Here is a 26018-nt window from a genome sequence, read left to right as displayed (position 1 = left end):
GCAGTTCCGGAATGGGAGTCGTCGGTGCGGCGCAATGATAGCGCGGGTTCGTCGCGGTGCCGCGCTCGCGGGAGGGCAATTTTCTTCAATACGCCGGCGGCGCGCGCGTCTACCCTCGACGCATGTTGATCGCCCATGAGCGTAGCGAGGAAAACCGTGAGCACTGCCTTGTCGATGGCCGCCTTCGCGCTGGCCACTTCCATCACCCCTGGACCCGTCAATATCGTTGCGCTGAGCGCGGGCGCGCGCTACGGGCTGCGCGCGAGCCTGCGCCACGTCACCGGCGCGACCGTGGGCTTCACGTTGCTGCTGCTGCTGATCGGTCTCGGCATGCAGGAGCTGCTGGCGCGCCTGCCGTTTCTCACGCGCGCGCTCGAATGGGCGGGCGTGGCTTTTCTACTGTACGTCGCCTACCGGCTCGCGACCGACGACGGCCGCATCGACTCTCCGAACGCGGCGCGCGGTCCCTCGCTGATGGTGGGCGCCACGATGCAATGGCTCAATCCCAAGGCGTGGCTCGCCTCGGTGGCGGGCATGGGCTTATATGCGGCTTCCGGCGAAAATGCGCTCGTCTGGCAGTTCGCCGCGATCTATTTCGTCGTGTGCTACGTGTCGATTGCGTGCTGGGCGTGGGCGGGTGCGTCTCTGCGCCAGGCTTTGCGCGAACCGTCGCGCGTGCGTTTCGTGAACCGCGCGATGGCGTTGTTGCTGGCGGGCAGTGCGGTTTGGCTCGTGCTTGCCTGAGCGCGCGGCGGCGACGTTAGCCGCGATACTGGCCCGGCGTTGCGGCAACGAACTGGCGGAACGCGCGCTGCAGGTGCGCCTGATCGGCGAAACCCGCTTGCGCCGCAACATCGGCAATGGCGTGCCCTTGACGCAGTTGCGCGCGGCTGAACTCGATACGCCGGTTCACGACATACGCGTGCGGCGTCATGCCGTATTGCTCGCGAAACGCGCGAATGAGGTACGAGGGCGAAAGATCGGCGGCGGCGCAGATTTCTTCGAGCTTGAGCGTGCGCGTGTAGTTGCCGTCGATGAATTCTGCTGCGCGCGCGAGGCGCTCGTTCGGTTCGCGTGCGCTGACCGGCGCCGGATTCAGGGACTGCTGGAGCCTCGAGAAATAGGCTACGACGGCGCATTCCTTGCGCAGTGCCGACTCATTCGTATCGACGAGCAGCTCGTAGAGCGCGTTGAGCCCGTCGAACAAATCGCGCTCCCAGCTCAAGGTCTGTTCGAACGGGCGAAAGGCCTCGTGCGCGCCGAAGCCCAGGTCGTGCTGCAGATTCGCGAGCCACGCCGTGTCGAGATAGAACATGCGGTAGGCCCAGGGCTCGTCGGCGGCCGGGTTACAGGCGTGCACGACTTCCGGGTTGATGACCACCACCGCGCCCGCGCTGATATGCGAGAGCGTGCTCCCGTTCAGGTAGGTGCTGCGCCCGCCCGTGACCGCGCCGATCGAGAACGTGCCGTGTGCGTGACGGCCGTAGCGGACCTTGCGGCCGTCGGCGATCGCGCGCACCTCGATGAACGGCAGGTCAGCGTCGCGCCAGAAGTAAGGTTGTGCGTCGGACGTCGTGGCTTGCGGCATGGGAGACCCCGGAGTGATGCTGCGCGCATCGAGCGACGCAGGTGGTCCATCTTAGCGCAACGCGAGCAGGCAGGCGGGACGTGATAGGCTAGTTCGAATCGCAGGGCTCATTCCCTTTCCATGCCAGGCGCTGCACATGAACGAAACGAAGCCGACGAAGCCAACGCATACAGCGATTCGCCCGCTGACCGAGCAGGACGCCGAGGCGTTTCACGCCATGCGTTTGTACGCGACCAGAAATAATCCCGCCGGCATCGTCCCGACCTATGAAGAGGAATCGAAGCGCACGCCCGAAGAAAGCCGCGCCCGGGTGCGTGCCACGGAGAACCAGGTCGTATTCGGCGCATTCGTGGACGACACGCTAGTCGGCATCACCGGCCTCATGCGCGAGCCGCGCCGCAAGCTGGCACACAAGGGGCTCATTTGGGGCGTCTTTGTCGATCCTGCATGGCGAGGCGCGGGCATTGCGAGGCAATTGATGGAGGGCGTCATCGCTCACGCTCGTGCGCTAGGCTTGCTCCAGGTGCAACTGGTGGTGAGCGTGCTGAACCCCCGCGCCCAGGCGTTCTACCGCTCGTGCGGCTTCGTGCGCTACGGAGTCGAGCCCCGCGGCCTGTACCTCGACGGCGAGTACGCCGACGACGAACTGATGGTGCTCTTTCTCGACGACCCGGCCGTTCCCGACTGAGCGCCGCGGCGCGGCCGGACAATGCGCAACGCAGAGCGAACGTCAAGTGTGGCGTAACGCACAGTGCGCTCGGGCGAATTATGCGTAGTCATCATTTCGTCATACCTGAACGTCGATAATCCACCGCGAATAATTGGCCGACGTGTCCCGAGCTGCGCAACCATAGCGCAGCCGGCGCGACGAAGGCCCGGGGATTTCGACATGACCATTCGTCACCGCATCACGCTACTCATCGTCCTGATGTTCGTCGCGCTGTCCGCCATCGGCGGCTACGCGGCCTTGCAGGCCCGCCGCAGCGCCACCGACGTCCGCCAGGTTACCCAGGGCGTCGTGCCGAGCGCTCTCGCTTCATCTGACCTCGTGTCGCTCGTGAAAGACGTGCAGCTCGCGACCATGACGCTCGTCTACGCACCCGACGCCACGGTCGCGTCGCTCGCGCAAAACGAACTCAAGGACAAGGAAGCCGCGTTGCGCGCCGCGCTCGACGTGCAGCGCAAGGCCGCCGCGAGCCACGCGCAGGAAGGCCTCGTTTCGCAGGCACAGGAAAGCCTCGCGAACTACTTCTCCGCGATCGACGACACCGCGAAGATGAAGGCGAGCGGCAAGAACGACCTCGCGCAGGCCTATCTCTTCGCGAACGTCGCGCAGTACCGCGACGAACTCGAAGGTATCGTGACGACGATGCGCGTGGAAAAGAACCGCCAGAAGGACGACGCAATCCGCACGCTCAACGGCACGCTCGACACCACGACGAGCGCGATCGCAGGCGTGACGGGCGGCGCGGTGCTGCTGCTCACGCTCATCGGCGCGCTGCTCTACCGCCAGATCACGCGGCCGCTTTCGCGCATGCAGGCCATGATGAGCGAGATCGCGTCCAGCCAGGACTTTACGCGCCGCGTGCCCGTGGGCCGCATGGACGAAATCGGTCATTCGATCGTCGCCTTCAACGGCATGATCGAGAAGATCCAGCAAAGCTCCGCGCAGCTCAAGCGCAAGACCGCCGACATTCAGGCGATGCTCCAGAACATGCAGCAGGGCATTCTCACGGTGGTCGAAGGCGCGACGATCCACAACGAATATTCGGCGTATCTAGAAGCAATCTTCGAAACGAACGAGATTGCGGGCCGCTCGCTGATGGACCTCGTGTTCTCGCACACGGATCTCGACGCCGACACCCTCGCGCAAATCGACGCCGCCGTGCACGCGTGCCTTGGCGAAGACGACGTGAACTTCGCCTTCAATCAGCATCTGCTCGTGAACGAAATCACGCGCACGCTGCCCGATGGCCGTGCGAAGGTGCTCGACCTGAGCTGGTCGGCCATCACCGACGAAAACGACGTGGTCGTGCGCCTCATGCTGTGCGTGCGCGACGTGACGGAGTTGCGCGAACTCGCGGCCGAAGCGGGCGAGCAGAAGCGCCGCCTCGAAATGATCGGCGAAATTCTCGCGGTGAGCGAAGAGAAGTTCCATCACTTCGTGGAAAGCTCGACGAGCTTCATTCACGAGAACGAGCACATCATTCGCCAGCACGACTGCGCGGACACGAGCGCGATTGCCGCGCTGTTCCGCAACATGCATACGATCAAGGGCAATGCGCGCACGTACAGCCTGCAGCATCTCACGGGCGTGGTGCACGAGGTCGAGCAGCGCTACGACGCGTTGCGCCGCGAGGACACGAGCCACGCCTGGGACCAGCAGGCGCTGATCGCCGATCTGGAGCGCGTGAAGACGGCGCTCGAGCACTATTCGAGCATCAACGAAGTGAGCCTCGGGCGCGGCCCGCGTGCGGCTGGCGCGCAAAACGGCGCGGCGAGCCTCACGGTCACGCGCGAAGCGATCGAAGAGACGCTGCGCATCGTCGATCGCACTGACGACAACGACCTGCCGGCCCTGCGTGCGATGCGCGCCGAACTGCGCGCTACGCTGCGCGCCATCGGCACCGAGCGCGTGGCCGATGCGCTCGCGGGCGTGACCGGCTCGCTGCCCCGCTCGCCCAGGAACTCGGCAAGGTGGAACCGGTGGTGCGGATCGCGGACAACGGCTATCGCCTGCGCAGCGAGGCCGCCGGCACGGTGAAGAACGTGTTCATGCACCTGCTGCGCAACTCGCTCGACCACGGCATTGAAATGCCGGCGCAGCGCCGCGCCATCGGCAAGGACGAGTCGGGTCACATCGACATCGACGTGAACGTGCACGACGGTGCGCTGCAACTGACGCTCGCCGACGACGGCCGCGGTCTTGCGCTCGCGCGCATTCGCGGCATTGCGGTGGAGCGCGGGTGGCTGCAGGCCTATGAAGCGGTGAGCGACGACGTGATCGCGGCGTTCATTTTCCGCCCCGGCTTTTCGACGGCGACGAGCGTGACCGAAGTCTCCGGCCGCGGCGTGGGCATGGACGCGGTGCGCGATTTCCTCGAACGCGAGGGTGGCGCCATCGAACTGCGTTTCACCGATGATCGCGCGGGCGCCGATTACCGGCATTTCCAGACCGTCGTGCGTTTGCCGCAGCAGTGGGCCGTAAAGATGGCGGATGCAACACAGGCAAAGCAAGAGGAAGCGCTGGCGGGCTAGCGCATGGCGGGGGTGGAAGTGGTCTTACCGTATTTGATCGAAGGTGCAGCGCTTATCGCGCTGGCGGCCGGCGCGGCTGCCCTGTGGGGCAAGCGTGCGCAAACGCACGCACGTGAGGCAGCGCGCGCGCAGGATGCCGCGCACGCAGCCGCGCTTGCACAGGCTCAAGCGCACCACACGGCGCAGCAGGAAGACGCTGCACGCGAACACGAGTCGCTGGCTGCGCAGATCGAGTCGCTGCGCGCGGAACTCGCGCAGCGCAGGTCCGTGGCCGACGCACTCGAAGCGGCGCTCGCCAGCGAGCGCGCACAGCGTGACGACGCCATGCAGCACGCGGCGCGCATCGCGAGCGAGGCTGCGCGCCTGAAGCTCATGTCGTCGACGTTCGAGCGCTGGCACGAGCAGATGATCTCGCTGATGGCGCAGAACAACGACATGCACAAGAAGAACCAGGAGCTGTCGTCGATCGTGAGCCATGTGCTCATCGTCTCGCTCAACGCTTCGATCGAAGCGGCGCGCGCGGGCGCGGCCGGCCGTGGCTTCTCGATCGTGGCGGGTGAAGTGCGCTCGCTCGCCACGCGTTCGCAGGAACTCTCGAAGAGCTACCGCGACAGCCTGAACCGCAACGACCTCATCACGGCCGCGACGTTCCAGGACATTCAGGCGGGCGGCAAGATGATCGCGGCGACGCTCGCGAGCGTGGAAGCGTCGACGCAGCAGCTGCATCACCAGCTCGAAGCGACGCGCGCCGGGGCGCACGCATGATCGGCACGCAAGCGAAAGACAGCATCGAGCGGATTTTTTTCGCGGCGGCGCGCATGCGTCTCGTGACCGACGCGCAGCACAGCTGTGAAATCGAGCCTCGTGCGGGCGACGCGCCCCAGGGCGAGCACCTGGTCGTGCTGACGATTTCGTCGATGCAGTTCCGCTTGCTGTTGCTGCTGCACTTCGAAGATGACGAGCGCACGCGGCGCTACTACGTGGGCGACGCCGCGCGTGCGCTCACCGAGTGCTTCATGGAGTTCGGCAATCTGTGCTGCGGGGCCATGAACCAGCGGCTGGTCGAGCATTTCCCCGACCTCGGCATGTCCACGCCCTATGCGCTCAGCAGTGGATGTCTGCCGTATCTGCGCGAACTGAAGCCGGATTACGTGCAGTCGTACGCGCTCACGATCGATCACGACGTCCGGCTTGGCGCCACGCTGTGCGTCTGCACGCAGGCGCCGCTCGATTTCGTGGCGAGCACCGCCGCAGTCGAAGTGCACGACAGCGCGGGCGAACTCGAGTTGTTTTGAAGGCAGAGAAAGGAAACATGAACACGAACAAGCCAGTCAGCAAGCTGTTGCTGCTGGAAAGCGATACGGCGCGCGCCGAGGCGATCGCGCAAACCGCAGCCGCACACGATTGCGTGTGCGTGTCGGTGCGACGCGATGCGCTCTCAGCGGCGCTGAAGACGCACTACGACCTGGGCGGCGTGCTGCTCGGCGAGGACTTCGGCGGCACGCTCGAAGCCGCGGCGGCGGTGGCCGTTGCGCTGGAAGCGGAACGCCCCGAACTGCCCGTCGTGCTGCGGCGCGCGGCAAACGGGCACGGGGATGCGTTGCCCGAGCCGTTGCGCCGCCTGCCGTGCGCGAGCTGGCACGAAAGCGATCCCGAAACGTTGATCGCGGCGCTCGAAGCGCACGTGTTCTCGCACGATTACCCGGACCCGCTCGTGGACGGCATCACCGACATGACGCTCGGGCGCCTGCGTGGCCTCTTTGCCGGACTCGAGGTGAACTGGGACACGCCGAGCATTGTGCGCGACCGCATCATCTTCGGCGAGGTGTTGACGCTGATTCCGATCGAGACCGCATGGTGCCGCGGCTGGCTTCTCATGCAGACCGAGGAGGCGCCGCTGATCGAACTCCTGCCGCCGCGCGCGGGCCGCGATGAAGCGAGCGACTTCCGCGACGTGAACGGCGTGCTCGCCGAACTCACGAATCTCGTGTGGGGTGCGTTCCGTAACCGTTATCTGGGTAACGCCCACGCAGCCGGCGAGGCGGGTTGGGGCCGCGCGCAGGTGCAGGTGCCGCTGCTCATCAATCATCGGCGACGCTATCTGTCGTTTGGCTCCGACAACCCGCAGCTGTGCATCAAGTACCGGCTCACGTGCCCGGATACGGGCCGCGAAGTGGTGATCGACCAGCGGTTCGTGTTCAGCCTCGGCTGGTCGCGCGAAAGGTTTGACGAGACGGCCGCTCAGGCCGCCGCCGCTGCCGTCGAAGAGCAGGCCAGCGGCGAACTCGAATTATTTTGATCAAATGCGCGCCCAACGCGGCGCAACAGAGAGGGACAGCATGGCAAAGATTCTGGTGGTGGACGATTCGAGCACGGTGCGCGACGAAGTGGCCGGCTTTCTGCGCAAGAACGGTCTGGACGTGGACACGGCCGTGGACGGCAAGGACGGCCTGGCGAAGCTGCGCTCGAACCCCGGCGTGAAGCTCGTGGTGAGCGACGTGAACATGCCGAACATGGACGGCCTCACGATGGTCGAGAAGATTCGCAGCGAACTCGCGAATACGGCCGTGAACGTGGTCATGCTGACCACGGAAAGCAGCCCGGCCATGAAGGAGCGCGGCAAGGCGGCCGGCGTGCGTGGCTGGATCGTGAAGCCTTTCAAGGGCGAAGCGGTGCTGGAAACGTTCCGCAAGCTCGCAAGCTAAGCGCCGCGCATGCAAAAAAGGCCCCGGCGCGATTGCCGGGGCCTTCGGATCAGACATCACGCCGCGATGGCGTGATCGATAGCCTTCGCCGGGGTCAGCAGCACCGGAATCGACTTCGAAGTCGGCGTGCCCGCGCCATCGGCGATGGACGAAAGCGGCACGAGCGGATTGGTCTCGGGATAGTACGCGCCGAGGCAGCCGCGTGGAATGTCGTACTCCACCAGCATGAAGTCCTCGACGTGGCGCTCGACGCCGTCGTCCCACACGCTCGTGATGTCTACGTGCTGGCCCGGCTCGAAGCCGAGCATCGTCATGTCTTCGCGGTTCGCGAACAGCACGCGGCGCAGGCCGTACACGCCGCGATAGCGGTCGTCGAGACCGTAGATCGTCGTGTTGTACTGATCGTGCGAGCGCGTGGTCATGAGCGTCATGAGGCGCGGACCGTGCTCGGCGCGCGCGCGATGAATGGGCGTATCGAGCGCGATGGCGTGCACGACGAACTGTGCCTTGGCGCTCGGCGTTTTCCACACGCGCTCGCGCGAGGCCACACCCAGGTGGAAGCCGCCCGGGTGCTTCAGGCGTTCGTTGTAGTTCTCGAAACCGTCGAACACTTTTTCGATGCCGTCGCGGATCTTCGCGTAGTCGGCGGCGAGGTCGAGCCAGTCCACCTTGTCGCTGCCGAGCGTGGCGTGCGCCATGCGCGCGACGATCGCGATTTCCGAAAGCAGGTTCGTCGAAGCGGGCCGGTTCATGCCGTAGGAGATGTGCACCATGCTCATCGAGTCCTCGACGCTCACGCCTTGCGGCACGCCGTTCTGCAGGTCGATCTCGGTGCGGCCGAGCGTGGGCAGAATGAGCGCGTCGCGGCCGTGAACGAGGTGGCTGCGGTTGAGCTTCGTCGTCACGTGCACCGTGAGCGCGCACGCGCGCATGGCTTCCCACGTGCGCGGCGTGTCGGGCGTGGCGATCGAGAAGTTGCCGCCCAGGCCGATGAACACCTTCACGTGGCCTTCGAGCATCGCGTGAATCGTTTCCACGACGTCGTAGCCGTGCTCGCGCGGCGGCTCGAAGTCGTAGGCCTTGCCGAGACGGTCGAGGAACGCCTGCGTGGGTTTTTCCTCGATGCCCACCGTGCGGTCGCCCTGCACGTTCGAATGGCCTCGCACGGGGCATAGGCCCGCGCCGCGGCGGCCGATATTGCCGCGCATCATCATGAGGTTCGAAAGCAACTGGATCGTCGCCACCGAATTCTTGTGCTGCGTGAGGCCCATGCCCCATGTCGAGATGACGGCTTTGCCCTTCACGTAGATGTCGGCGAGCTTGAGCACCTCGTCGATCGGCACGCCCGCTTCGGCGACGATCGTGTTCCACGATTCGGCGCGCAGATCGGCGGCGAATGCGTCGAAGCCCACGCAGTGTTCGGCGATGAAATCGACGTCGAGCACGCGCTCCGTGCCTTGCGCGAGCGCTTCGTCGTCGAGTTCGATCACGCGCTTGGCCACGCCCTTGATGAGCGCGAAGTCGCCGCCCACGCGCGGACGGATGAACACCGAGCTGATCTGCACGCCCTTGGGCGAGAGCATGTCGAGCGTGTGCTGCGGGCTCGCGAAACGCTCCAGCCCGCGCTCCTTCAGCGGATTGATCGAGACGATGGTCGCGCCGCGCTTCGCGCATTCGCGCAACTCGCCGAGCATGCGCGGATGGTTCGTTGCCGGGTTCTGGCCGAAGATGAGCAGGGTGTCGGCGTGCTCGAAGTCGTCGAGCGTGACCGTGCCCTTGCCGATGCCCACCGTGCCCGGCAGGCCGCGGCTCGTGGCCTCGTGGCACATGTTCGAGCAGTCGGGGAAATTGTTCGTGCCGTACATGCGCACGAAGAGCTGGTAGAGGAACGCGGCCTCGTTGCTCGCGCGGCCCGAGGTGTAGAACGCGGCGCGGTTCGGGTCGTCGAGCGCGTTGAGGTGCTTCGCGATCAGCTTGAACGCGTCCTCCCACTCGATCGGCACGTAGCGGTCCTGGAGCGCGTCGTAGACGAGCGGATCGGTCAGGCGGCCGTGCTGCTCCAGTTCGTAGTCCGACTGCGCCATCAGTTCGCTAACGGTGTGCTCCTGGAAAAACTGCGGCGTCACGCGCTTGCTGGTCGCCTCCGCCGCCACGGCCTTCACGCCGTTCTCACAGAATTCGAACGTGGAAGCGTGCTCGCGGTCGGGCCACGCGCAGCCGGGGCAGTCGAAGCCGTCGGGCTGGTTCTGCTTGAGCAGCGTGCGGTAATTGCCGCCCGTCACCTTCTCCTTGATCAGGTTGATGGCGACCTGCTTGAGCGCGCCCCAGCCGGCGGCGGGATGATGATACGGCTCGATGCGACCTTGCGGCTTCTTCATGATGCGGTTGGCTTTTCGTCTTCCAGGGCGGTCTGCCCGATGACTCAAGGCTACTGTGTTCCTGTGCTCCCGGAGATCACAGAAAAACCAAAAAACAAGGGGTACAGTTGCGGTGTTTTGTCATAGACTTGCCGGGATCGGCCTCGCGCGCGTGGCCTCCCCCTTTCGCTTGATCGAACGCAACCCGAACGTGACCCGCTACGAGCAACTCGCCGACGATATCGAAGCCGCCGTGCGCCGCGGCGTGTTCGGCCCCGGCGAGCGCATTCTCTCCGTGCGGCGCGCGAGCCAGCAGCACGGCGTGAGCATCAAGACGGTGCTGCGCGCCTATGCGCTGCTGGAAAGCCGCAGCGTGATCGAGTCGCGACCGCAATCGGGGTATTTCGTGCGCGCGCGGGTGGGGCCGCCGCAAGGGCGCGGCGCGGCGGCCGTACAGGGCGCGCAGGGCAAGGACGCCGTCTCGCCGGGCAAGCCGCGCCGCGTCAGCGCGCCGAGGCAGCCCGTGCCCGCCAACGTGGATGTGAGCCGGCTCGTGCTTTCCACGCTGCGCAGCATCGGCGCGCAGGACGCCGTACCGCTCGGCTCGCCGTACCCGGACCCGGCGCTGTTCCCCTGGCGGCGCATCAACCAGTACGCCAACGCCATTGCGCGCCGCCATGCGAGCTGGAACCTCATCGACGACCTGCCGCCCGGAAACCCCGAACTGATCCGCCAGATCGCGCGGCGCTATGCCGAAAACGGCGTGAGCGTCGATCCCGAGGAAATCGTCATCACCGTGGGCGCGACCGAGGCGATCAACCTGAGCCTGCAAGCCGTGGCCAGGCCGGGCGACACGGTGGCCGTCGAATCGCCCACCTACTACGCCATGCTGCACGCCATAGAGCGTCTGGGCATGCGCGCGATCGAAGTGAGCACGCAGTCGGATACCGGCATCGACCTCGACGCGCTGGAGCGCGTGCTGGCGCGCCAGAAGGTCGCGGCCTGCATGGTGATGCCGAACTTCCAGAATCCGCTCGGCTTTCGCATGCCCGACGCAAACAAGGCGCGGCTCGTGGCGCTTGCCGAGGCGCACGACTTGCCCGTGATCGAGAACGACGTCTATCAGGAGTTGTACTTCGGGCAGACGCGGCCTTCCACGCTCAAGCAGTTCGACATGCGCGGCCTCGTGCTGCATTGCGCCTCGTTTTCGAAGAGCCTTTCTGCCTCGTACCGCATCGGCTGGGCGCTGCCGGGGCGCTACCGCGCGCAGGTCGAAAAGCTCAAGTTCCTCAACACGCTCACGACACCCTCGGTTCCCCAGGTGGCGCTCGCCGACTACTTGCGCCACGATGGCTACGACCGGCATCTGCGCCGCGTGCGGCGTTTCTACCGGCAACAGGCGCGGCTCATGCGGGCGATGGTCGAGCGCTTCTTTCCGGCGGGCACGCGCACCTCGGAGCCGCAGGGCGGCTACGTGCTGTGGGTGGAACTGCCGCCGCGCGTCGATTCGATGCGGCTCTATCAGGCGGCGCTCGCGCAGGGCATCACCATCGGGCCAGGCTACATGTTCTCGATGCGCAACGAGTATCACCACTACATCCGGCTGAACTACAGCTACCCATGGAACGCGCAGACCGAAGCAGCGCTGAAGACGCTAGGCGAAATGGCCGCGAAGATGGCATGAGGAGGCAGACGATGAACGCAGATAAAGAACGCGAAGACGGCGACGCTGACGAGTTGGGCGTCGACCCGGTGCTGATTGCCGTGCTCGAGCAGTTGTGGCGCGCGGAATGCGAGAAGCACGAGCGGCAGGGGCGCGCATGGTCGCTCGCGAAACTCTCGAAGCAGGCCGGCGTGCCGATGAGCGGATTGCGCAGACAATTGACGGCGCTCGTAGACGGCGGCCTCGTGGTGACGACGCAGGCCGAAGATGGGAGCGGCACGGCGAGTTTGTCGGACGAGGGGCGGGCGTTTTGTGCGGAGGTGTTCGGCGAGGGCGACTGAAACGCATTAAGCTACGCCAACACCATTCCCCTCACGACCATGGATTACATCGACAGCCTGCGGATCTTCCGCTCCGTCGTCGAGGCGCGCAGCTTCACGCGCGCCGCGGACATGCACAGCCTCACCACGCCTGTCGTCTCGCGCGCCATCGCGCGCCTCGAAAAGCGCCTTGGCAGCCGGCTCTTTCATCGCAGCACGCGCGCGGTGTCGCTCACCGAGGCGGCCGAGCGCTTCTACGAAGGCTGCTGCCGCGTGCTCGACGATCTCGACGCGCTGGAGGCCGACGCCACCGTGCAAACGCGCGAAGCGAGCGGCGTGCTGCGCCTGGTCGCGCACACCACGGCCACGGTCAATCGCCTCGTGCCGCTCATCGCCAGCTTCAAGCGCGCGCATCCCAAGGTGACGCTCGACGTGATCCTCACCGAGCGCCCCGTCGATCTCATCGCGGACGGCTACGATCTCGGCCTCGTGCTGCCGTTCATGCTCAACAACGAATCGACCGTCACGCGCCTGCTCGAGCGCATTCCGCTCGCGCTCGTCACGACGCCCGCGTATCTCGCAGCGCGTGGCACGCCGAAGCATCCTGCCGACCTCGTCGGCCACGTGTTCGTGCCGATGCCGCCTTCCATGCGCAAGCCCGCGATCGCGTTTCGCGTGGGCGACGAGGAAGTCGTCGTGCCGTTGCACCACGAAATCGCCTCGAACAATCCCGAGTTCAACCGCGCGATGGTGCTGCAAGGCTTCGGCATCGGCATTCTCCCCACCGCGCTCGTCGGGGAGGAACTGGAGGCGGGCAAGCTCGTGACGGTACTCGACGACTTCCCGCTCGTCGACATGCAGATCGAGATTCGCCTCGCGTATACCACGCGCACGCTGCTGCCGGCGAAGGTGCGCGCGTTCATCGACCACGCCACGGCGTTTTTCGATGACGTGACGCACGACGCGGCCCTGGAGGCGAAGGCTAATTGAAAGCATGGCCGCGATTATTGTCGCCGCGGCCATAATGTGATGCCGTGCGTAAGGCTTGTTCGGGGCCTGATTGCCGCCTACTCTGTGCATATGCACATCTACCAGTCACCCGAGCACGACGATTGTTTTGCCGTACGCCAGGCCGCGCGGCATCTGTCGCAGCTTTACGAGCGGCACTTGAGCGCGGCAGGACTCACGCCCACGCAGTTCAGCATTCTCGGCGCGCTGGGCCGTGCGTCGAGTCTCACGATGGCGGAACTCGGGCGCTCGATGGTGATGGAGCGCACCACGCTCGTGCGCGCCTTGCGGCCGCTCCTGCGAGGCGCGCTCGTGGCCGATGCGCCGGACGGCGGCGAACGACGCCGCCGTCTCGCGCTCACGCAAGCGGGCCGCACGCGCCTCGAAGCGGCGCACGACCACTGGCGCGCGGCGCAGGACGAATTCGAGCGCCGTTTTGGCGCACGACGCGCCGCGTGGCTGCGGCGCGAGCTGTTTCGCATCACACGGGCGGTTTAACGTTTTCCGTTGGATTTGTGGGTTGCGTCGCGCTTGTTCCCATCGCGGCGTTTTTTTCATCTTTAGTAGTGTATATGCACAGGTAAACGTCATGTCGAGTCCTTCCACTTCCGTCGTGGTCGAGCCCACGCAAGCGAGAGCGCGTACGCGCATCTCGCGCATGCGTCTCGCGCTGGGCGCGGTCGCTCTCGTGCTGGCGGCTGCCGCCGGCTATTGGTTCTTTGTGCTGCGCTTCGTCGAGACCACCGACGACGCCTACGTCGGCGGCAATGTCACCGTGATGGCGCCGCGCGTGAGCGGCTTCGTCGCCGAGATTCCCGTGCAGGACAACCAGCGCGTGCACGCAGGCCAGGTGCTGCTGCGTCTCGATTCGCGCGACTATGACGCGAAGCTCGCCCAGGCCAACGCGGAGCTGGCGAGCGCGCGCGCCGCGGTCGACGAGTTGCAGGCGAGGCGCACGTTGCAGGAAGCGGTGATCAACCAGCACCAGGCCGAAGTGCGCGCCTCGAATGCGGAACTCACGCGCAGCGGTCAGGACCAGACGCGCTACCGCGAACTGGTGAAGGACGACGCGGTCTCGAACCAGCTGGTCGAGCGCGCGGATTCCGACTACGCGAAGGCCCAGGCGTCGGTTGCGCAAAGCGGCGCGGCGGTGCTGGCGGCGCAACGCCAGCTCGACGTGCTGGCCGCGCAAATTAACGACGCCCAGGCGCGTGTCGCAACGGCCGAGGCCAACCAGCGCCTCGCGCAACTGAACGTCGAATACACGACCTTGACCGCGCCCGTGGATGGCTACATCGGCAATCGCACGGCGCGGGTGGGCACGCTTGCCAACGTGGGCGCGCCGCTGCTTACGGTGGTGCCCGCCACCGGCCTGTGGGTGGACGCCAACTTCAAGGAAGACCAGTTGAAGAAGATGCACGCGGGCGACCGCGCCGACGTGACGCTCGACGCAGCCAGCGGCACGCTGCACGGCACCGTGGAGAGCCTCGCGCCCGCCACCGGTGCGACCTTCAGCGTGCTGCCGCCCGAGAACGCCACGGGCAACTTCACGAAGATCGTGCAGCGCGTGCCGGTGCGCATCCGCGTCGACGCGAATGCGCCGGCGGACCTGCAAGCCGCGCTGCGGCCCGGTCTTTCGGCGACCGTGAAAGTGCATCTCACGCAAGCGCATTGAAGGGGCCACGACGATGAACGCCACGACCAGCGCCGACCCGACACTCGCTCCGCATCTGCAGCCGATGGCGCAACGCGCCTTCGCGTTCGCGCTGATGTGCATCGGCTTCTTCATGGCCACGCTCGACATCCAGATCGTCGCTTCGTCGTTGCGCGACATCGGCGGCGGTCTTTCCGCGAGCCAGGACGAGCTGTCATGGGTGCAAACGGCTTATCTGATTGCCGAGATCATGGTGATCCCCATGTCGGGCTGGCTCTCGAAGGTGTTCTCCACGCGCTGGCTTTTCGTGGCCTCCGCGGTGGGCTTCACCATCACGAGCATGCTGTGCGGCCTCGCCTGGGACATCAACTCGATGATCGTGTTCCGCGGCCTGCAAGGCGCACTCGGCGCGGCGATGATCCCCACCGTGTTCACCACGGCCTTCGTGCTCTTTCCCGGCAAGCAGCGTCTCGTCGCCTCCACGACCATTGGCGCGCTCGCCTCGCTCGCGCCCACGCTCGGGCCCGTGATCGGCGGCTGGATCACCGATCAATGGTCGTGGCATTGGCTGTTCTATCTGAACCTCGTGCCGGGTATTGCGGTGGCTGCGCTCGTGCCGAAGTACGTGAACATCGACAAGCCCGATCTTTCGCTGCTCAAGCGGGGCGACTATCTCGGCATCGTGCTCATGTGCGGCTTTCTCGGCTGCCTCGAATACGTGCTCGAAGAAGGCCCGCGCAAGAACTGGTTCGGCGACGACGTGATCGTTGCCTGTACGTGGATATCCGCGATCTGCGGCTTTCTCTTCATCGTTCACGCGCTCACGGCGAAGGACCCCATCGTCGATCTGCGCGCGCTGCTCGTACGCAACTTCGGCATTGGCAGTCTGCTTTCGTTTGTCACGGGCATCGGCATTTTCGTGGCCGTTTATCTCACGCCGCTCTTTCTCGCGGAAGTGCGCGGCTACAGTTCACTGCAGATCGGCTTGTCGCTGCTTTCGGTGGGCGTGTTCCAGTTGCTCGCGCTGGGCGTCTACGCCTTCGCCACGCGCTATTTCAGCATGCGCGCGCTGATGCTGTTCGGGCTGATCTGCTTCGGGTTTGGCTGCTACCTGTATGTGCCGCTCACGCACGACTGGGGCTGGCAGCAGTTCCTGGTGCCGCAGGCGCTGCGCGGCATTGGCCAGCAGTTCGCCATTCCGCCTATCGTCACGATGTCGCTCGGTTCGCTGCCGCCTTCGCGGCTCAAGTCGGCCAGCGGTCTCTTCAATCTCATGCGCAACCTGGGCGGCGCGATCGGCATTGCCGTGAGCGCGACGATGCTCAACGACCGGCTCAACTTTCACTATCTGCGCCTGAACGAGAGCGTGACCGGCGGCGCACCGCAGGTGCAGCTGCTGCTGGCGGGCCGTACCGCGTACTGGTCGTCCGTGGCGGGCAATGCACTCGATGCCGCCGAAGCGGGCCTCGCGCAACTGCACGCACTGGTTCTGCGCGAAGCGCTCGTGATGACGTTCTCCGATACGTTCTTCGTGCTCTCGCTTTGCTTCCTGGTCGCCATTGCGAGCGTGGCGTTCTCCAAGCCGATTTCGCTGGGTGGCCCGCCACCCGACGCCCATTGAGGTGCCCCATGAAAACCCCTGAACGCTCATCGACTCCCATGCGTCTCGTACTCTCGCTGCTTTCGGCCGCCGTGCTCGCCGCATGCGCGGTGCAGCCCGCGCAGCATCCCGACTTGCCCGCCACGGTGCACGAAACGGCGCCGGTGGCATGGCGGATCGACGCGCCGCAGGACGCCATCGAAGCGCGCGCCTGGTGGGCGCAATTCGGCGACCCGACGCTCGATACGCTGCTCGCCACGGTGCTCGAAGGCAATCTCGATTTGCAGGCCGCCGCCGAACGCGTGAAGCAGGCGCAATCGATCACGACGCAAAAGCACGCGGCGCTGCTGCCGCAACTGGACTTCACCGCGCATGGCGCTTATACGCGGCAGAACACGCCGCCGCCGCTCGGCTATGTGAAGCAGGCAGGCGCGGGCCTCGCGCTGAGCTGGTCGCCCGACGTGTTCGGCGGCGAGCGGCTCGACCTGCTCGCGGCGCAAGCGAATCTCGTGGGCCAGAAGCATGCGCTCGATGCCGTGCGTCTCGCGCTGGCGGCGAATACGGCCTCGGCGTACGTCGATCTGCGCTATGCGCAGGCGGAACTGAAGATCCTTCAGGATAACCTGGAGATTCGCAAACACACCTTGCTGCTCACGCAAGACCGCCTGAAATACGGCCTTTCCACGCAACTGGACGTGGCACGCGCACAAACGCAGCTAAGCGAACTGCAGGCGCGCATTCCGCGGGCGCAGGCGAGCATCGATCATCAGTTGAACCTGATCGCGGTGTACACGGGACGCACGCCGGAGTCGGTGGCGCAGCTCGCGCTCGCGCAAACGGCGCCCATTCCCGGCGTGCCCGCGAGCGTGCCGCAGATGCTGCCTTCCGAAGCGCTGCTGCGCCGCCCCGACGTGCAGGCCGCCTACGCCACCGTGCAGCAGCGCGCGGCGGAAGTGGGCGTGGCGCGCGCCGAGCGTTATCCGAAGTTCACGCTCAATCTCACGGACGGCATTCTCGCGGCGTCCTACCTCGGCATGCCCACGCTCACGGATAACCTCTTTAGTGCGGCGATCGGCGCGACGAGTCCGATCTTCAACGCGGGGCGCATCACGGCCGACATCGACCAGAGCGAGAGCCGCATGCGCGAGTCGCAACTGAATCTGCAGGAGACCATGCTGCAGGCTCTGCGCGAAGTGGAAGACAGCCGCAGCGATCTCGTGAGCACGGCGGGCCAGACGCAGCAGTTGAACGACGCGCTGGCTTCGTCGGCGCAATCGCTCAAGCTCGCTAACCAGCTCTACAAGGGCGGCGCCACGGACTTTCTCGATGTGCTGAGCGCGCAGCAAACCTTACTCGCCGATCAGGATCTGCTCAACGACGCGCAGCGCGAGCGCGCGCAAGCGGCGGTGGCGCTCTACCGGTCGCTGGGCGGCGGCTGGAGCCAGAGCGGCGACGTGGTGCTCGCGCAGGAAACGCTGGCGCACGGCGGCTAAACGGCACGGCCAGAACCATGACCTTGCGCTCAAGCGCCCGAAGCCGCCTCGCGCGCCAGCGAGCGCCACTGCGCCGGCGTCATGCCCACGTGGCGCTTGAAGCCGCGCTGGAACGCGGCGTCCGACTGGTAGCCGACGAATTCGCCGATCTCCGCCACGCTGTCGTTGCTCTGCGCGAGCATGCGGCCCGCGAGTGTCATGCGGATATCGGTCAGCACGTCGGCGGCCGAGCGGCCGATGGCCTCGTCGAAGTGCCGCGCGAAGGTCGCGCGCGACATGTGGCAAAGCTCGGCAAGCTCGGGCAGCGTCCAGGACTTGCCGGGCGCTTCGAACATGGCGTCGATGGCGGGTTGCAGGCGCGGCCGCTGCGCGAGCGCGAGCAGGCCGCGCGGCGGGGCGTCGCCGGCGCTGGCGTAGCGCAGCGTGAGCCCGAAGAGCGCGCCCGACAGATGGTTCACGAGCGACTCGCTGCCCGGCGCCGCCTCATATGCTTCGTCGCGCAACAGCGCGATCAGGCGCACGAGACGTTCGGGGGCTTCCGTGCCGTCGCGCGCGCTATGCACGACGAGGCGCGCCGGCAGATTCTCTCGCAGCAGGCGCTGCGGCACGGCAGGCAGCAGGAAGCGGCCGCACAGGACGTCGGCGATGGCGCCATCGCCCACATTCGTTTCGATGCTCACGCCGTTTTCCATCCGCCTGGCAACTACGGCGGGCGCCGTGCCGCTGCCGTCGTGCAGCACGTGCGCGCTGCCCGAGGGAAACAGCACGATGTCGCCGGCATGGAGCGCGACGGGCGCGCCGTGCGCGTCCTCGACGATGGCGCGCCCCGCAAGCAGCACGTGATAGCGGATTTCACGCTCCTTCGCAGCGGGATCGTCGATGCGCCAGGGCGCGCCGAAATGGCAGCGCACGTCGAGGCGGCCGGCAACGGGCATCAGCGCGAGAAGGCGGCTCAGCAGATCCATGGTGGGCGAGTGAGACGATCGAGCATGAAGTCGCGCCATTCTGGCATTAAAAGCGCGACGGTGCGCGACTACACTGCATCCATGCCATCGACGATGGCAGCGCGACACAGACACCCGCTCGCGACCCGCAACGTTAAAGGAGCAAAACATGTCCCGTCTTTCCGCCATCAAGCCCGAAGCCGCCACCGGCGCCGCCGCTGAAATCTTTGCAAAGATCCGCAAGGCCGTGGGAAAGGTGCCCAACGCCTACGCCACCATCGGCACGCATAGCCCCGAAGCGCTCGGCGCGCTGCTCAACATGGAGGCCGTGATCTCCGCCGGCACGCTGTCGAAGCCCGACATCGAAGCGATCAAGCTCGCGGTGAGCGAAGTGGCGGGTTGTGATTACTGTCTCGCCGCGCACACGCTGGCGGGCAAGTTCGCCGGGCTCGCGCCGGAAACGATGAAGGCGGTCCGCGCAGGCGAAGCCACCGGCGACGCGAAGCGTGACGCGCTCGTGCACTTCGTCCGCCTGTTGGTGACCACGCACGGCACGGTGCCCGAAGCGGAAGTTAGCGCGATTCGCGAAGCCGGTTATACCGAACGCCAGATCGTGGAAATCGCGCTCGCCGTGACGTCGATCACGTTCACGAACCTCGTGAACCGCGTCAACGATACGACGCTCGATTTCCCGGCCGCGCCGTAACGTAGCGGCAACGGTTTTACCACCCCGCGTGCGCTGGACACGACATCAATCGTGCCAGCGCACGCGAGCGCTTGTTCCACAAAATCGTTTGATAGTGTGCATATGCATACATAGAATGGTAGTGGAACAGCGCATATGAAAGGAGAGTCGACCATGAGTACACGCGAGATCGTTTTGTGCCAGCCGGTGCGTACGGCAATTGGCGGATTCAACGGTGCGTTCAAGGGCGTGCCGGCTACGGAGCTAGGCGCGGCGGCGGTGCGCGAAACGCTCGCGCGCGCGAAGCTCGACCCGGCGCGGCTCGGCTCCGTGGTGCTCGGCAACGTGGTCCAGGCGGGCAACAAGATGAATCCCGCGCGTCAGGCCGAGCTTGGCGGCGGCGTGCCGGTTCAGGTGCCCGCGCTCACGGTGAACCGCGTATGCGGCTCCGGTGCGCAAGCCGTTGCGAGCGCCGCGCAGGAAGTGATGCTGGGTCTTGCCGACGTCGCGCTCGCGGGCGGCATGGAGAACATGGACCGCGCGCCGTACTTGCTGGACGGCGGGCGGTGGGGCTATCGCATGGGCAACGCCGAGATTCACGACAGCATGCTGCGCGACGGCCTCGTCGATGCGTTTTCGGGCCAGCATTCGGGCTGGCATACGGAAGACCTCGTGACGCGGGCCGGGCTCACGCGTGCTGAACAGGACAACTGGGCCGCGCGTTCGCAGCAACGCTTTGCTGCCGCGCAAGCGGCGGGGCGCTTCAAGGAAGAAATCGTCGCGGTGGAGATCAAGGGCAAGAAGGGCATGGAGCGCATCGATACCGACGAAGCGCCGCGCCCCGACACGACGCTCGAAGGGCTCGCGAAACTGCGTCCCGCGTTTCGACCGGACGGCACGATCACGGCGGGCAACGCGCCCGGCCTGAACAGCGCGGCGAGCGCCATGCTTGTGGCCGAGCGCGGCTTTGCCGAAGCCGAGGGGCTCTCGCCGATGGTCAGGCTCGTGGCGTGGGGCGTCGCGGCGGTGGAGCCGGGCCTGTTCGGTCTTGGCCCCGTGCCCGCCGTGCAACTCGCGTTGGGGCGCGCCGGCTGGTCGCTGGCCGACGTGGAGCGCTTCGAGATCAACGAGGCATTCGCGGCGGTACCGCTCGCGGTCATGAAGCAGCTCGGCATTCCCGAGGACATCGTGAACGTGGAAGGCGGCGCGATTGCGCATGGCCATCCCATCGGCGCGACGGGCGCGATTCTCACCACGCGCCTCGCATGGTCGATGCAGCGCGACGGGTTGCGTCGCGGCGTCGTGACGCTTTGCATCGGCGGTGGCCAGGGTATCGCGCTCGCGCTCGAGAAAGTATGATGGCCGGGCCACGTGAGGCGCGTGGGGCTGAGATACGAACTGGGAAACAGGCGGGGAACACGATGACGAAGCGGATCACACGCGAGGAATGCAACTGTTTTGCGCTGCGGCAGGCCGCGCGTTTCGTCACGCAGCTTTACGAGCGGCACCTCTCGCAGGCCGACGTGACGGCCGCGCAGTTCACCATCCTCTCTCGCCTCGCGGGCCGGCCCGACGCCACGGCCGCCGAACTCTCCGACGACCTCGTGATGGACCGCACGACGCTCGTGCGGGCGCTCAAGCCGTTGCAGCGCGACGGCCTCGTGCTCACGGCGGCAGCCGAGCACGACACCCGCACGCTGGTCTACCGGCTTTCGGCTGCGGGCTTGCGTCGCTACGACAAGGCGCATGCGTTATGGCTCGACGCGCAGGCCGAGTTCGAGCAGCACATGAAGCGCGACCGCGCGAAGGCGCTGCGCACCGAGCTGTTTGCCCTGACGAAGGCTGCGTCGGGCTGACACACCAGCTACGCGCGCACGCGTTTCGTAAGCCCTTGAGGGAAGGCGGCCACGCCAGCAATCAGATCTGGCGCGAAAATGGCATCATGAGAATTCCAGGAGTCTGACGCTCTGCCGCCGGGTTCTCATGAGACGATATCGACCGCCGCCCAACTTTCTGCGTGACCACGCGCATCCAGCCTGGCGCGATATCGCGTTGACTACGTTGCCCGTGGCCCTGTTCTGCGCGATGGTCGTCGGCCTCGTCTTCTGGCTCGTCGATCCCGCGCCGCCGCGCACGATCACGATCAGCGCGGGCCCCGCCGACAGCTCCTTCATGCAGATGGCCCAGGCCTACCGCGCGATCCTCGCGCGCAATGGCGTGACGCTCAACATCCTCGAATCGGACGGCTCGGTGCAGAACCTGCAGCGCCTGCTCGATCCGAAGCAGCATGTGGATCTCGCGTTCGTGCAGGGCGGTGTCGCCGACGGTATCGACACACGCTCGCTGATGTCGCTCGGCAGCGTGGCCTATTTGCCTATCGTCGTTTTCTATCGCGGCTCGGGCCTCACACGGCTCTCCGAACTCGACGGCCAGCGCATCGCCATTGGCCGCGTGGGCAGCGGCACGCGCGAGCTGGCGCTCAAGCTGCTCTCCGCGAACGGCATCGATCCCGGCGGCGACTCCACTTTCCTGCCGCTCGACGGCATGGATGCGGCCACGGCGCTCGTCTCCGGCCGCGTGGAGGCCGCGATGCTGAGCGGCGACTCGACCACGCGCGCGCTCATGCTGCGTTTGCTCGATATTCCCGGCATCTCGGTGATGAGCTTCGATGAAGCGGCCGCTTATACGCGGCTCTTTCCGTATCTGGAGAACGTCGACCTGCCGCCCGGCGTGCTCGATCTGCGCAGGCGCCAGCCACGCGAAACGGTGCATCTGATCGGCCCGACCGTCGAACTCGTCGCGCGCGATACGCTGCATCCCGCGCTGTCCGATCTGCTCATCGAAGCGGCAGGCGAGGTGAACGGCGCGCCCGGCATCCTGCAGCGCGAGGGCCAGTTTCCGAGCCCGGCGGTGCACGACTTTCGCGTGAGCGAGGACGCCACGCGCTACTACAAGTCGGGCAAGAGCTTTCTCTATCGCGCGCTGCCGTTCTGGCTCGCGAGCGTGACGGACCGTCTGCTCGTGCTGCTGCTGCCGTTGGCCGTGCTCGTGATTCCCGCGTTGCGCACGATACCGGCGCTGTATCGCTGGCGCGTGCGCTCGCGCATTTATCGCTACTATGGCGCGCTCATCGCCATCGAGCGCGACGCGCGCATGCATACGAACGAAGAACAGCGGCGCGCGCTGATCGAAGAACTCGACGAGATCGAGCGATCCCTCAATACGCTGCGCATGCCGCTCGCGTTCGCCGATGCGTTTTACGTGTTGCGCGAACACGTGGGTTTCGTACGTATGCACTTGAATGCCGGCGAGTCGCAATCGCACTCCAGCGCGGTCTAATTCGTATTCACGATATTGTTACGCCCAACGTAGTTTCCTTCTCGTTGATGCACGTCGCTTAATCGCCGTGTTGCAACAGATCTTCGGTTGACACTGCGAGTCTCGCGCCTTTATTTTTTGTAGCCACGCCGTCGCGGCGTCGAGACAGTAAGGATCGCTTGAGGTTTGCGAATGTTCGATCCCTGCGCGTATCAGAACCATTGCTCGTAACCGGGAGGACCATAACGTGAAAACATCCGGTGCAAGCCAGCGTCTTGCCTGGCTCGTGTGTGCCACACTCGCGGGCGCGCCGCTCTTCGTGGGGCCGCTCGGGCCCACTGCCGCGCTTGCGCAGAACGCGGCGCATCTTTCGAATCAGCAGCTCGATTCCCTCACCGCGCCCATCGCGCTCTATCCCGACGCGTTGCTCGCGCAGGTCCTCATGGCCGCCACGTTCCCGCAAGACGTGTCCGCTGCCGCCGCGTGGACAAAGTCCAACCCGAACCTCAAGGGCGACGACGCAGTGAAGGCCGTCGCCTCGCAGCCGTGGGACCCGAGCGTGCAATCGCTCGTAGCGTTCCCGCAGGTGCTCGAAACCATGGCTTCGAAGCCCGACTGGGTCCAGCAGATCGGCAAGGCGTTTCTCGCGCAGCCCAACGACGTGATGGACTCGGTGCAGCGCCTGCGCGTGCAGGCGCAGAAGGCGGGCAACCTCAAGTCCAATGAGCAGCAAAAGGTCGTGGTCCAGCCGGCCTCGAGCACTTCGACCACGCAGACCATCGTGATCGAGCCTGCGAATCCGCAGGTCGTGTACGTGCCGACCTATAACCCCACGGTGGTTTTTGGCGTATGGCCGTATCCGGCCTATCCGCCCGTGTATATGCCACCGCCTCCGGGCTACGCCATTGCGTCGGGGTTCGTCGGCGGGCTCGCGTTCGGTGCCGGCATCGCGGTCGCGAATTCGTTGTGGGGCGGCTTCAACTGGAACAACCACGACGTGAACATCAACGTCAATCGCTACAACAACGTCAACGTCAACAACCGCATCAACTCGAACAACGGCACGGCGAACTGGAATCGCAACGCCAATGTCGAGCGCCGCCAGAACTACAACAACGCGAACCTGAACGGCCAGCGCAACCAGTACCGGGGCTACGACCAGTCGCGCTCGCAGGCTATGGAGACCCTGCAGAACCGCACCGGCCAGAACATGAGCGGCAATGCCCAGCAAAGACTCCAGGGCATCCAGGAAGGCGGCCGGCCGAATGCCAGCGGCGGCAACGGGCTCAACAACCGCGCCCAGAATGGCGCGCAAAACGCCAACCGCGGCAACGAGCTGAATAACCGCGGGCAGAACAGCGCGCAAAACGCGAACCGCGCGAACGATCTCAACAACCGTGCACAGAGCATGAATCGCGACAACGCGTTACGCGGTGCGGGCGATGGCTCCAATGCGCGCCTCGAACAACAACGCGGCCAGCAAAGCCGTGAAGCGCTCCAGAGCCATGGCGGCTTCAACGGCGGCGGAGGCGGGGGCGGTGGCGGCTTCCATGGTGGTGGCGGGTTCGGCGGTGGCGGCGGAGGTGGCGGGCGTCACTTCGGCCGTCGATAACGTTGAATATCATGAGGAGCCTCGCAATGATCCGCATTTCCGCACGCCGCCTGCCGCACGACTACGCGCTCGCGCTCGGTACGGCACTCGCCCTCTTTGGCGCGCCCGCACTGCTGCCCGCCCAGTTCGGCGGCGCCGCCGTCTACGCACAGGCCGTCTTCTCCACGCCCGAAGCCGCGGCGAACGCGTTCACCGATGCACTCGCGACCAACGACCAGGGCGCCATGAAGCGTGTGCTCGGCAACGATTTCACCGAGTTCATCCCCACGCAAAACATCGGTCAGGACGATATCGACGACTACCTTGGCGCCTGGGCGAAGGGTCATCGCGTCGTACCCGACGCCACGCCGGTTGCCGGCAAGGCGAGCGCTCACGTCGAGGTGGGCGACAGCGGCTGGACGCTGCCCATCCCCATCGTGCAGTCGGGCAAGGGCTGGCACTTCGACCCGCGTGAAGGCGCGAGCGAAATTCTCACGCGCCGCATCGGCCGCAACGAGCGTGCTGCCATGCTCACCTCGCTCGCCTACGTCGACGCGCAGAACGACTATCGCAAGCTCACGCAGCACTATGCGCAGCGCCTCGTGAGCACGCCGGGCACGCACGACGGTTTGTACTGGCCGGTCGAACCGGGCGAGACCGAAAGTCCGCTTGGGCCGCTCGCGGCAGCCATGCCGGGCAACGCGAAGATCACGCCGACCGAGGGGTATCACGGCTATCACTTTCGCATTCTCACCGCGCAGGGACCGCACGCCAGTGGCGGCGCGCGCAGCTATCTCGACAACGGGGATCTGAGCGGCGGTTTTGCGCTCGTGGCTTGGCCGGCGCAATACGGCAAAACCGGTGTGATGAGCTTCATCATCAACCAGGACGGCCAGCTTTATCAGAAGAACCTCGGGCCGAACGGCGCGCATACGGCAGCGGCGATCAAGGCATTCGATCCCGACTCGTCCTGGCAGGCCACTAGACCCTGATTGGCGATCCGCGGTCCGTTGGTGGGCATGATGTCCAGGTTTGTTCTCCAACGGACGCCTCACACGGAATTCGGGCACAATCAAGCCACGGCGACGTGGCTGTCGCCCGATGCGGGCTTTGGCCAACGGAAGCGGAGAGGTCGGGCATGTAGCTTGCTCAATCTTTCCCGCACTCTCATTCGTGTGGAGATAACCAAATGCAACGACGCAACTTCATGCTGACGGCGGCGGTGACCCTTGCCTCGGGCGGTCTCACGCTCGCGGGCTGCACCACCACGACGAATTCGAATTCCACGGCGTCGCAGAACATGTCCAAGCGGCAGTCGATCGACGCGTCTGTGGACGGCACCCTCTCGCGGCTGTATTCGACCGTGAAAGGCTCGCACGAACTCCTCGCGAAGTCGCGCGGCGTGCTGGTGTTCCCCGAGGTGCTGCAGGCCGGCTTCATCGTCGGCGCGCAGTATGGCGAGGGTGCGTTGCGCGTGGGCGGCGCCACGGTCGGCTACTACAGCACCGTGTCGGGCTCGTTCGGCCTGCAGGCCGGCGCTCAGTCGAAGGCGCTCATCTTCGCCTTCATGACGCAGGACGCACTCGACAAATTCCGCGCGACGGACGGTTGGGCGGCGGGGGCCGACGCTTCGGTCGCGCTCGTGACCGTGGGCGCGAACGGTGTCGTCGACACCAACACGGCCACGCACCCGGTCGAAGCCTTCGTGCTGACCAACGCGGGCCTGATGGCCGACGTCTCGCTGGCGGGCACCAAGGTCACGCGTCTGAATATCTGACAAGGCGCGCACCGGTAAAAAGCGCCGGATCATGTAAAAAAGGGCAAGGCGCTCAAG

23 protein-coding genes and 1 pseudogene are annotated in these 26018 nt (G+C 65.8%); 21 read left to right on the top strand and 3 right to left on the bottom strand.

All coding sequences use genetic code 11. The features are described from left to right. Positions 1–156: 156 nt before the first annotated feature. Positions 157–744: a LysE family translocator gene (locus AB4Y43_RS22820; RefSeq protein WP_141710539.1), complete on the top strand. Its 588-nt coding sequence runs from the start codon at positions 157–159 to the stop codon at positions 742–744. A gap of 16 nt (positions 745–760) precedes the next feature. Here AB4Y43_RS22820 and AB4Y43_RS22815 read toward each other — a convergent pair whose 3' ends face one another. Next, positions 761–1588, bottom strand: coding sequence for an AraC family transcriptional regulator (locus AB4Y43_RS22815; RefSeq protein ID WP_069261501.1), 828 nt, complete (start codon positions 1586–1588; stop codon positions 761–763). Positions 1589–1724: 136 nt separating this feature from the next. Between AB4Y43_RS22815 and AB4Y43_RS22810 the strand changes: the two genes are divergently transcribed. The 6 genes and pseudogenes from AB4Y43_RS22810 to AB4Y43_RS22785 all read left to right on the top strand — a co-directional run bounded on the left by AB4Y43_RS22810 (position 1725) and on the right by AB4Y43_RS22785 (position 7551). Beyond that, positions 1725–2276, top strand: coding sequence for a GNAT family N-acetyltransferase (locus AB4Y43_RS22810; protein ID WP_342946880.1), 552 nt, complete (start codon positions 1725–1727; stop codon positions 2274–2276). 201 nt (positions 2277–2477) lie between these two features. Continuing rightward, positions 2478–4846 (top strand): annotated as a pseudogene (locus AB4Y43_RS22805) (HAMP domain-containing protein). 3 nt (positions 4847–4849) lie between these two features. Next, a complete protein-coding gene (locus tag AB4Y43_RS22800; RefSeq protein ID WP_368616543.1) occupies positions 4850–5611 on the top strand; it encodes a methyl-accepting chemotaxis protein in 762 nt (253 codons plus the stop codon). Continuing rightward, positions 5608–6141, top strand: coding sequence for a hypothetical protein (locus AB4Y43_RS22795; protein WP_069261498.1), 534 nt, complete (start codon positions 5608–5610; stop codon positions 6139–6141). Before AB4Y43_RS22800 ends, AB4Y43_RS22795 begins: the two co-directional genes overlap by 4 nt. Positions 6142–6158: 17 nt before the next feature. Beyond that, on the top strand, positions 6159–7145 hold the full coding sequence (locus AB4Y43_RS22790) for a chemotaxis protein CheX (RefSeq protein ID WP_368728855.1): 987 nt from the start codon (positions 6159–6161) through the stop codon (positions 7143–7145). A gap of 40 nt (positions 7146–7185) precedes the next feature. After that, on the top strand, positions 7186–7551 hold the full coding sequence (locus AB4Y43_RS22785; protein ID WP_028229743.1) for a response regulator: 366 nt from the start codon (positions 7186–7188) through the stop codon (positions 7549–7551). Positions 7552–7607: 56 nt separating this feature from the next. Here the strand turns inward: AB4Y43_RS22785 and AB4Y43_RS22780 are convergent, their stop codons facing one another. Further along, positions 7608–9929: an FdhF/YdeP family oxidoreductase gene (locus AB4Y43_RS22780; RefSeq protein ID WP_342946885.1), complete on the bottom strand. Its 2322-nt coding sequence runs from the start codon at positions 9927–9929 to the stop codon at positions 7608–7610. A gap of 190 nt (positions 9930–10119) precedes the next feature. Here AB4Y43_RS22780 and AB4Y43_RS22775 point away from each other — a divergent pair, with 190 nt between their 5' ends. The 7 genes from AB4Y43_RS22775 to AB4Y43_RS22745 all read left to right on the top strand — a co-directional run bounded on the left by AB4Y43_RS22775 (position 10120) and on the right by AB4Y43_RS22745 (position 17646). Next, positions 10120–11592, top strand: coding sequence for a PLP-dependent aminotransferase family protein (locus tag AB4Y43_RS22775; protein ID WP_368728864.1), 1473 nt, complete (start codon positions 10120–10122; stop codon positions 11590–11592). Positions 11593–11603: 11 nt separating this feature from the next. Further along, complete coding sequence (locus tag AB4Y43_RS22770; RefSeq protein ID WP_069261495.1) at positions 11604–11912, top strand: helix-turn-helix domain-containing protein; 309 nt, start codon at positions 11604–11606, stop codon at positions 11910–11912. Positions 11913–11951: 39 nt separating this feature from the next. Then, a complete protein-coding gene (locus tag AB4Y43_RS22765; RefSeq protein WP_368728854.1) occupies positions 11952–12881 on the top strand; it encodes a LysR family transcriptional regulator in 930 nt (309 codons plus the stop codon). A 90-nt stretch (positions 12882–12971) separates the two neighbouring features. After that, positions 12972–13397: a MarR family winged helix-turn-helix transcriptional regulator gene (locus AB4Y43_RS22760; RefSeq protein WP_069261493.1), complete on the top strand. Its 426-nt coding sequence runs from the start codon at positions 12972–12974 to the stop codon at positions 13395–13397. Between the two features lie 91 nt (positions 13398–13488). Next, on the top strand, positions 13489–14574 hold the full coding sequence (locus AB4Y43_RS22755; RefSeq protein ID WP_368728853.1) for an HlyD family secretion protein: 1086 nt from the start codon (positions 13489–13491) through the stop codon (positions 14572–14574). 64 nt (positions 14575–14638) lie between these two features. Further along, positions 14639–16174, top strand: a complete 1536-nt coding sequence (locus AB4Y43_RS22750; RefSeq protein ID WP_141710551.1) for a DHA2 family efflux MFS transporter permease subunit — start codon at positions 14639–14641, stop codon at positions 16172–16174. Positions 16175–16182: 8 nt separating this feature from the next. Beyond that, the gene (locus tag AB4Y43_RS22745) at positions 16183–17646 is read left to right on the top strand and encodes an efflux transporter outer membrane subunit (protein WP_368728852.1); all 1464 of its coding nucleotides are present in this window, start codon (positions 16183–16185) and stop codon (positions 17644–17646) included. Between the two features lie 29 nt (positions 17647–17675). On the opposite strand, the gene AB4Y43_RS22740 is transcribed toward AB4Y43_RS22745, so the two are convergent. Next, a complete protein-coding gene (locus tag AB4Y43_RS22740; RefSeq protein WP_342946888.1) occupies positions 17676–18611 on the bottom strand; it encodes an AraC family transcriptional regulator in 936 nt (311 codons plus the stop codon). A gap of 148 nt (positions 18612–18759) precedes the next feature. Here AB4Y43_RS22740 and AB4Y43_RS22735 point away from each other — a divergent pair, with 148 nt between their 5' ends. The 7 genes from AB4Y43_RS22735 to AB4Y43_RS22705 all read left to right on the top strand — a co-directional run bounded on the left by AB4Y43_RS22735 (position 18760) and on the right by AB4Y43_RS22705 (position 25961). Next, the gene (locus tag AB4Y43_RS22735) at positions 18760–19296 is read left to right on the top strand and encodes a carboxymuconolactone decarboxylase family protein (RefSeq protein ID WP_368728851.1); all 537 of its coding nucleotides are present in this window, start codon (positions 18760–18762) and stop codon (positions 19294–19296) included. A 153-nt stretch (positions 19297–19449) separates the two neighbouring features. Continuing rightward, positions 19450–20634 carry an acetyl-CoA C-acyltransferase gene (locus AB4Y43_RS22730; RefSeq protein WP_368604988.1) on the top strand — a complete coding sequence of 395 codons (1185 nt, stop codon included), beginning with the start codon at positions 19450–19452 and terminating at the stop codon, positions 20632–20634. A 62-nt stretch (positions 20635–20696) separates the two neighbouring features. Beyond that, positions 20697–21131 carry a MarR family winged helix-turn-helix transcriptional regulator gene (locus AB4Y43_RS22725; protein ID WP_069261486.1) on the top strand — a complete coding sequence of 145 codons (435 nt, stop codon included), beginning with the start codon at positions 20697–20699 and terminating at the stop codon, positions 21129–21131. 127 nt (positions 21132–21258) lie between these two features. Next, on the top strand, positions 21259–22614 hold the full coding sequence (locus AB4Y43_RS22720) for a TAXI family TRAP transporter solute-binding subunit (protein WP_368728850.1): 1356 nt from the start codon (positions 21259–21261) through the stop codon (positions 22612–22614). A gap of 226 nt (positions 22615–22840) precedes the next feature. Then, positions 22841–24205 carry a DUF3300 domain-containing protein gene (locus AB4Y43_RS22715; protein WP_368728849.1) on the top strand — a complete coding sequence of 455 codons (1365 nt, stop codon included), beginning with the start codon at positions 22841–22843 and terminating at the stop codon, positions 24203–24205. Between the two features lie 26 nt (positions 24206–24231). Further along, positions 24232–25176: a DUF2950 domain-containing protein gene (locus AB4Y43_RS22710; protein ID WP_368728848.1), complete on the top strand. Its 945-nt coding sequence runs from the start codon at positions 24232–24234 to the stop codon at positions 25174–25176. A 197-nt stretch (positions 25177–25373) separates the two neighbouring features. Then, positions 25374–25961 (top strand): YSC84-related protein, encoded by a 588-nt coding sequence (locus AB4Y43_RS22705; RefSeq protein ID WP_069261483.1) that lies wholly within the window; start codon positions 25374–25376, stop codon positions 25959–25961. Positions 25962–26018: the final 57 nt, after the last annotated feature.

Source organism: Paraburkholderia sp. BR10872, assembly GCF_040965835.1.
Lineage (GTDB): Bacteria > Pseudomonadota > Gammaproteobacteria > Burkholderiales > Burkholderiaceae > Paraburkholderia > Paraburkholderia nodosa_A.
The sequence above is the reverse complement of the archived record's forward strand: the minus strand, read 5'-3'. Positions and strand labels throughout refer to the sequence as shown.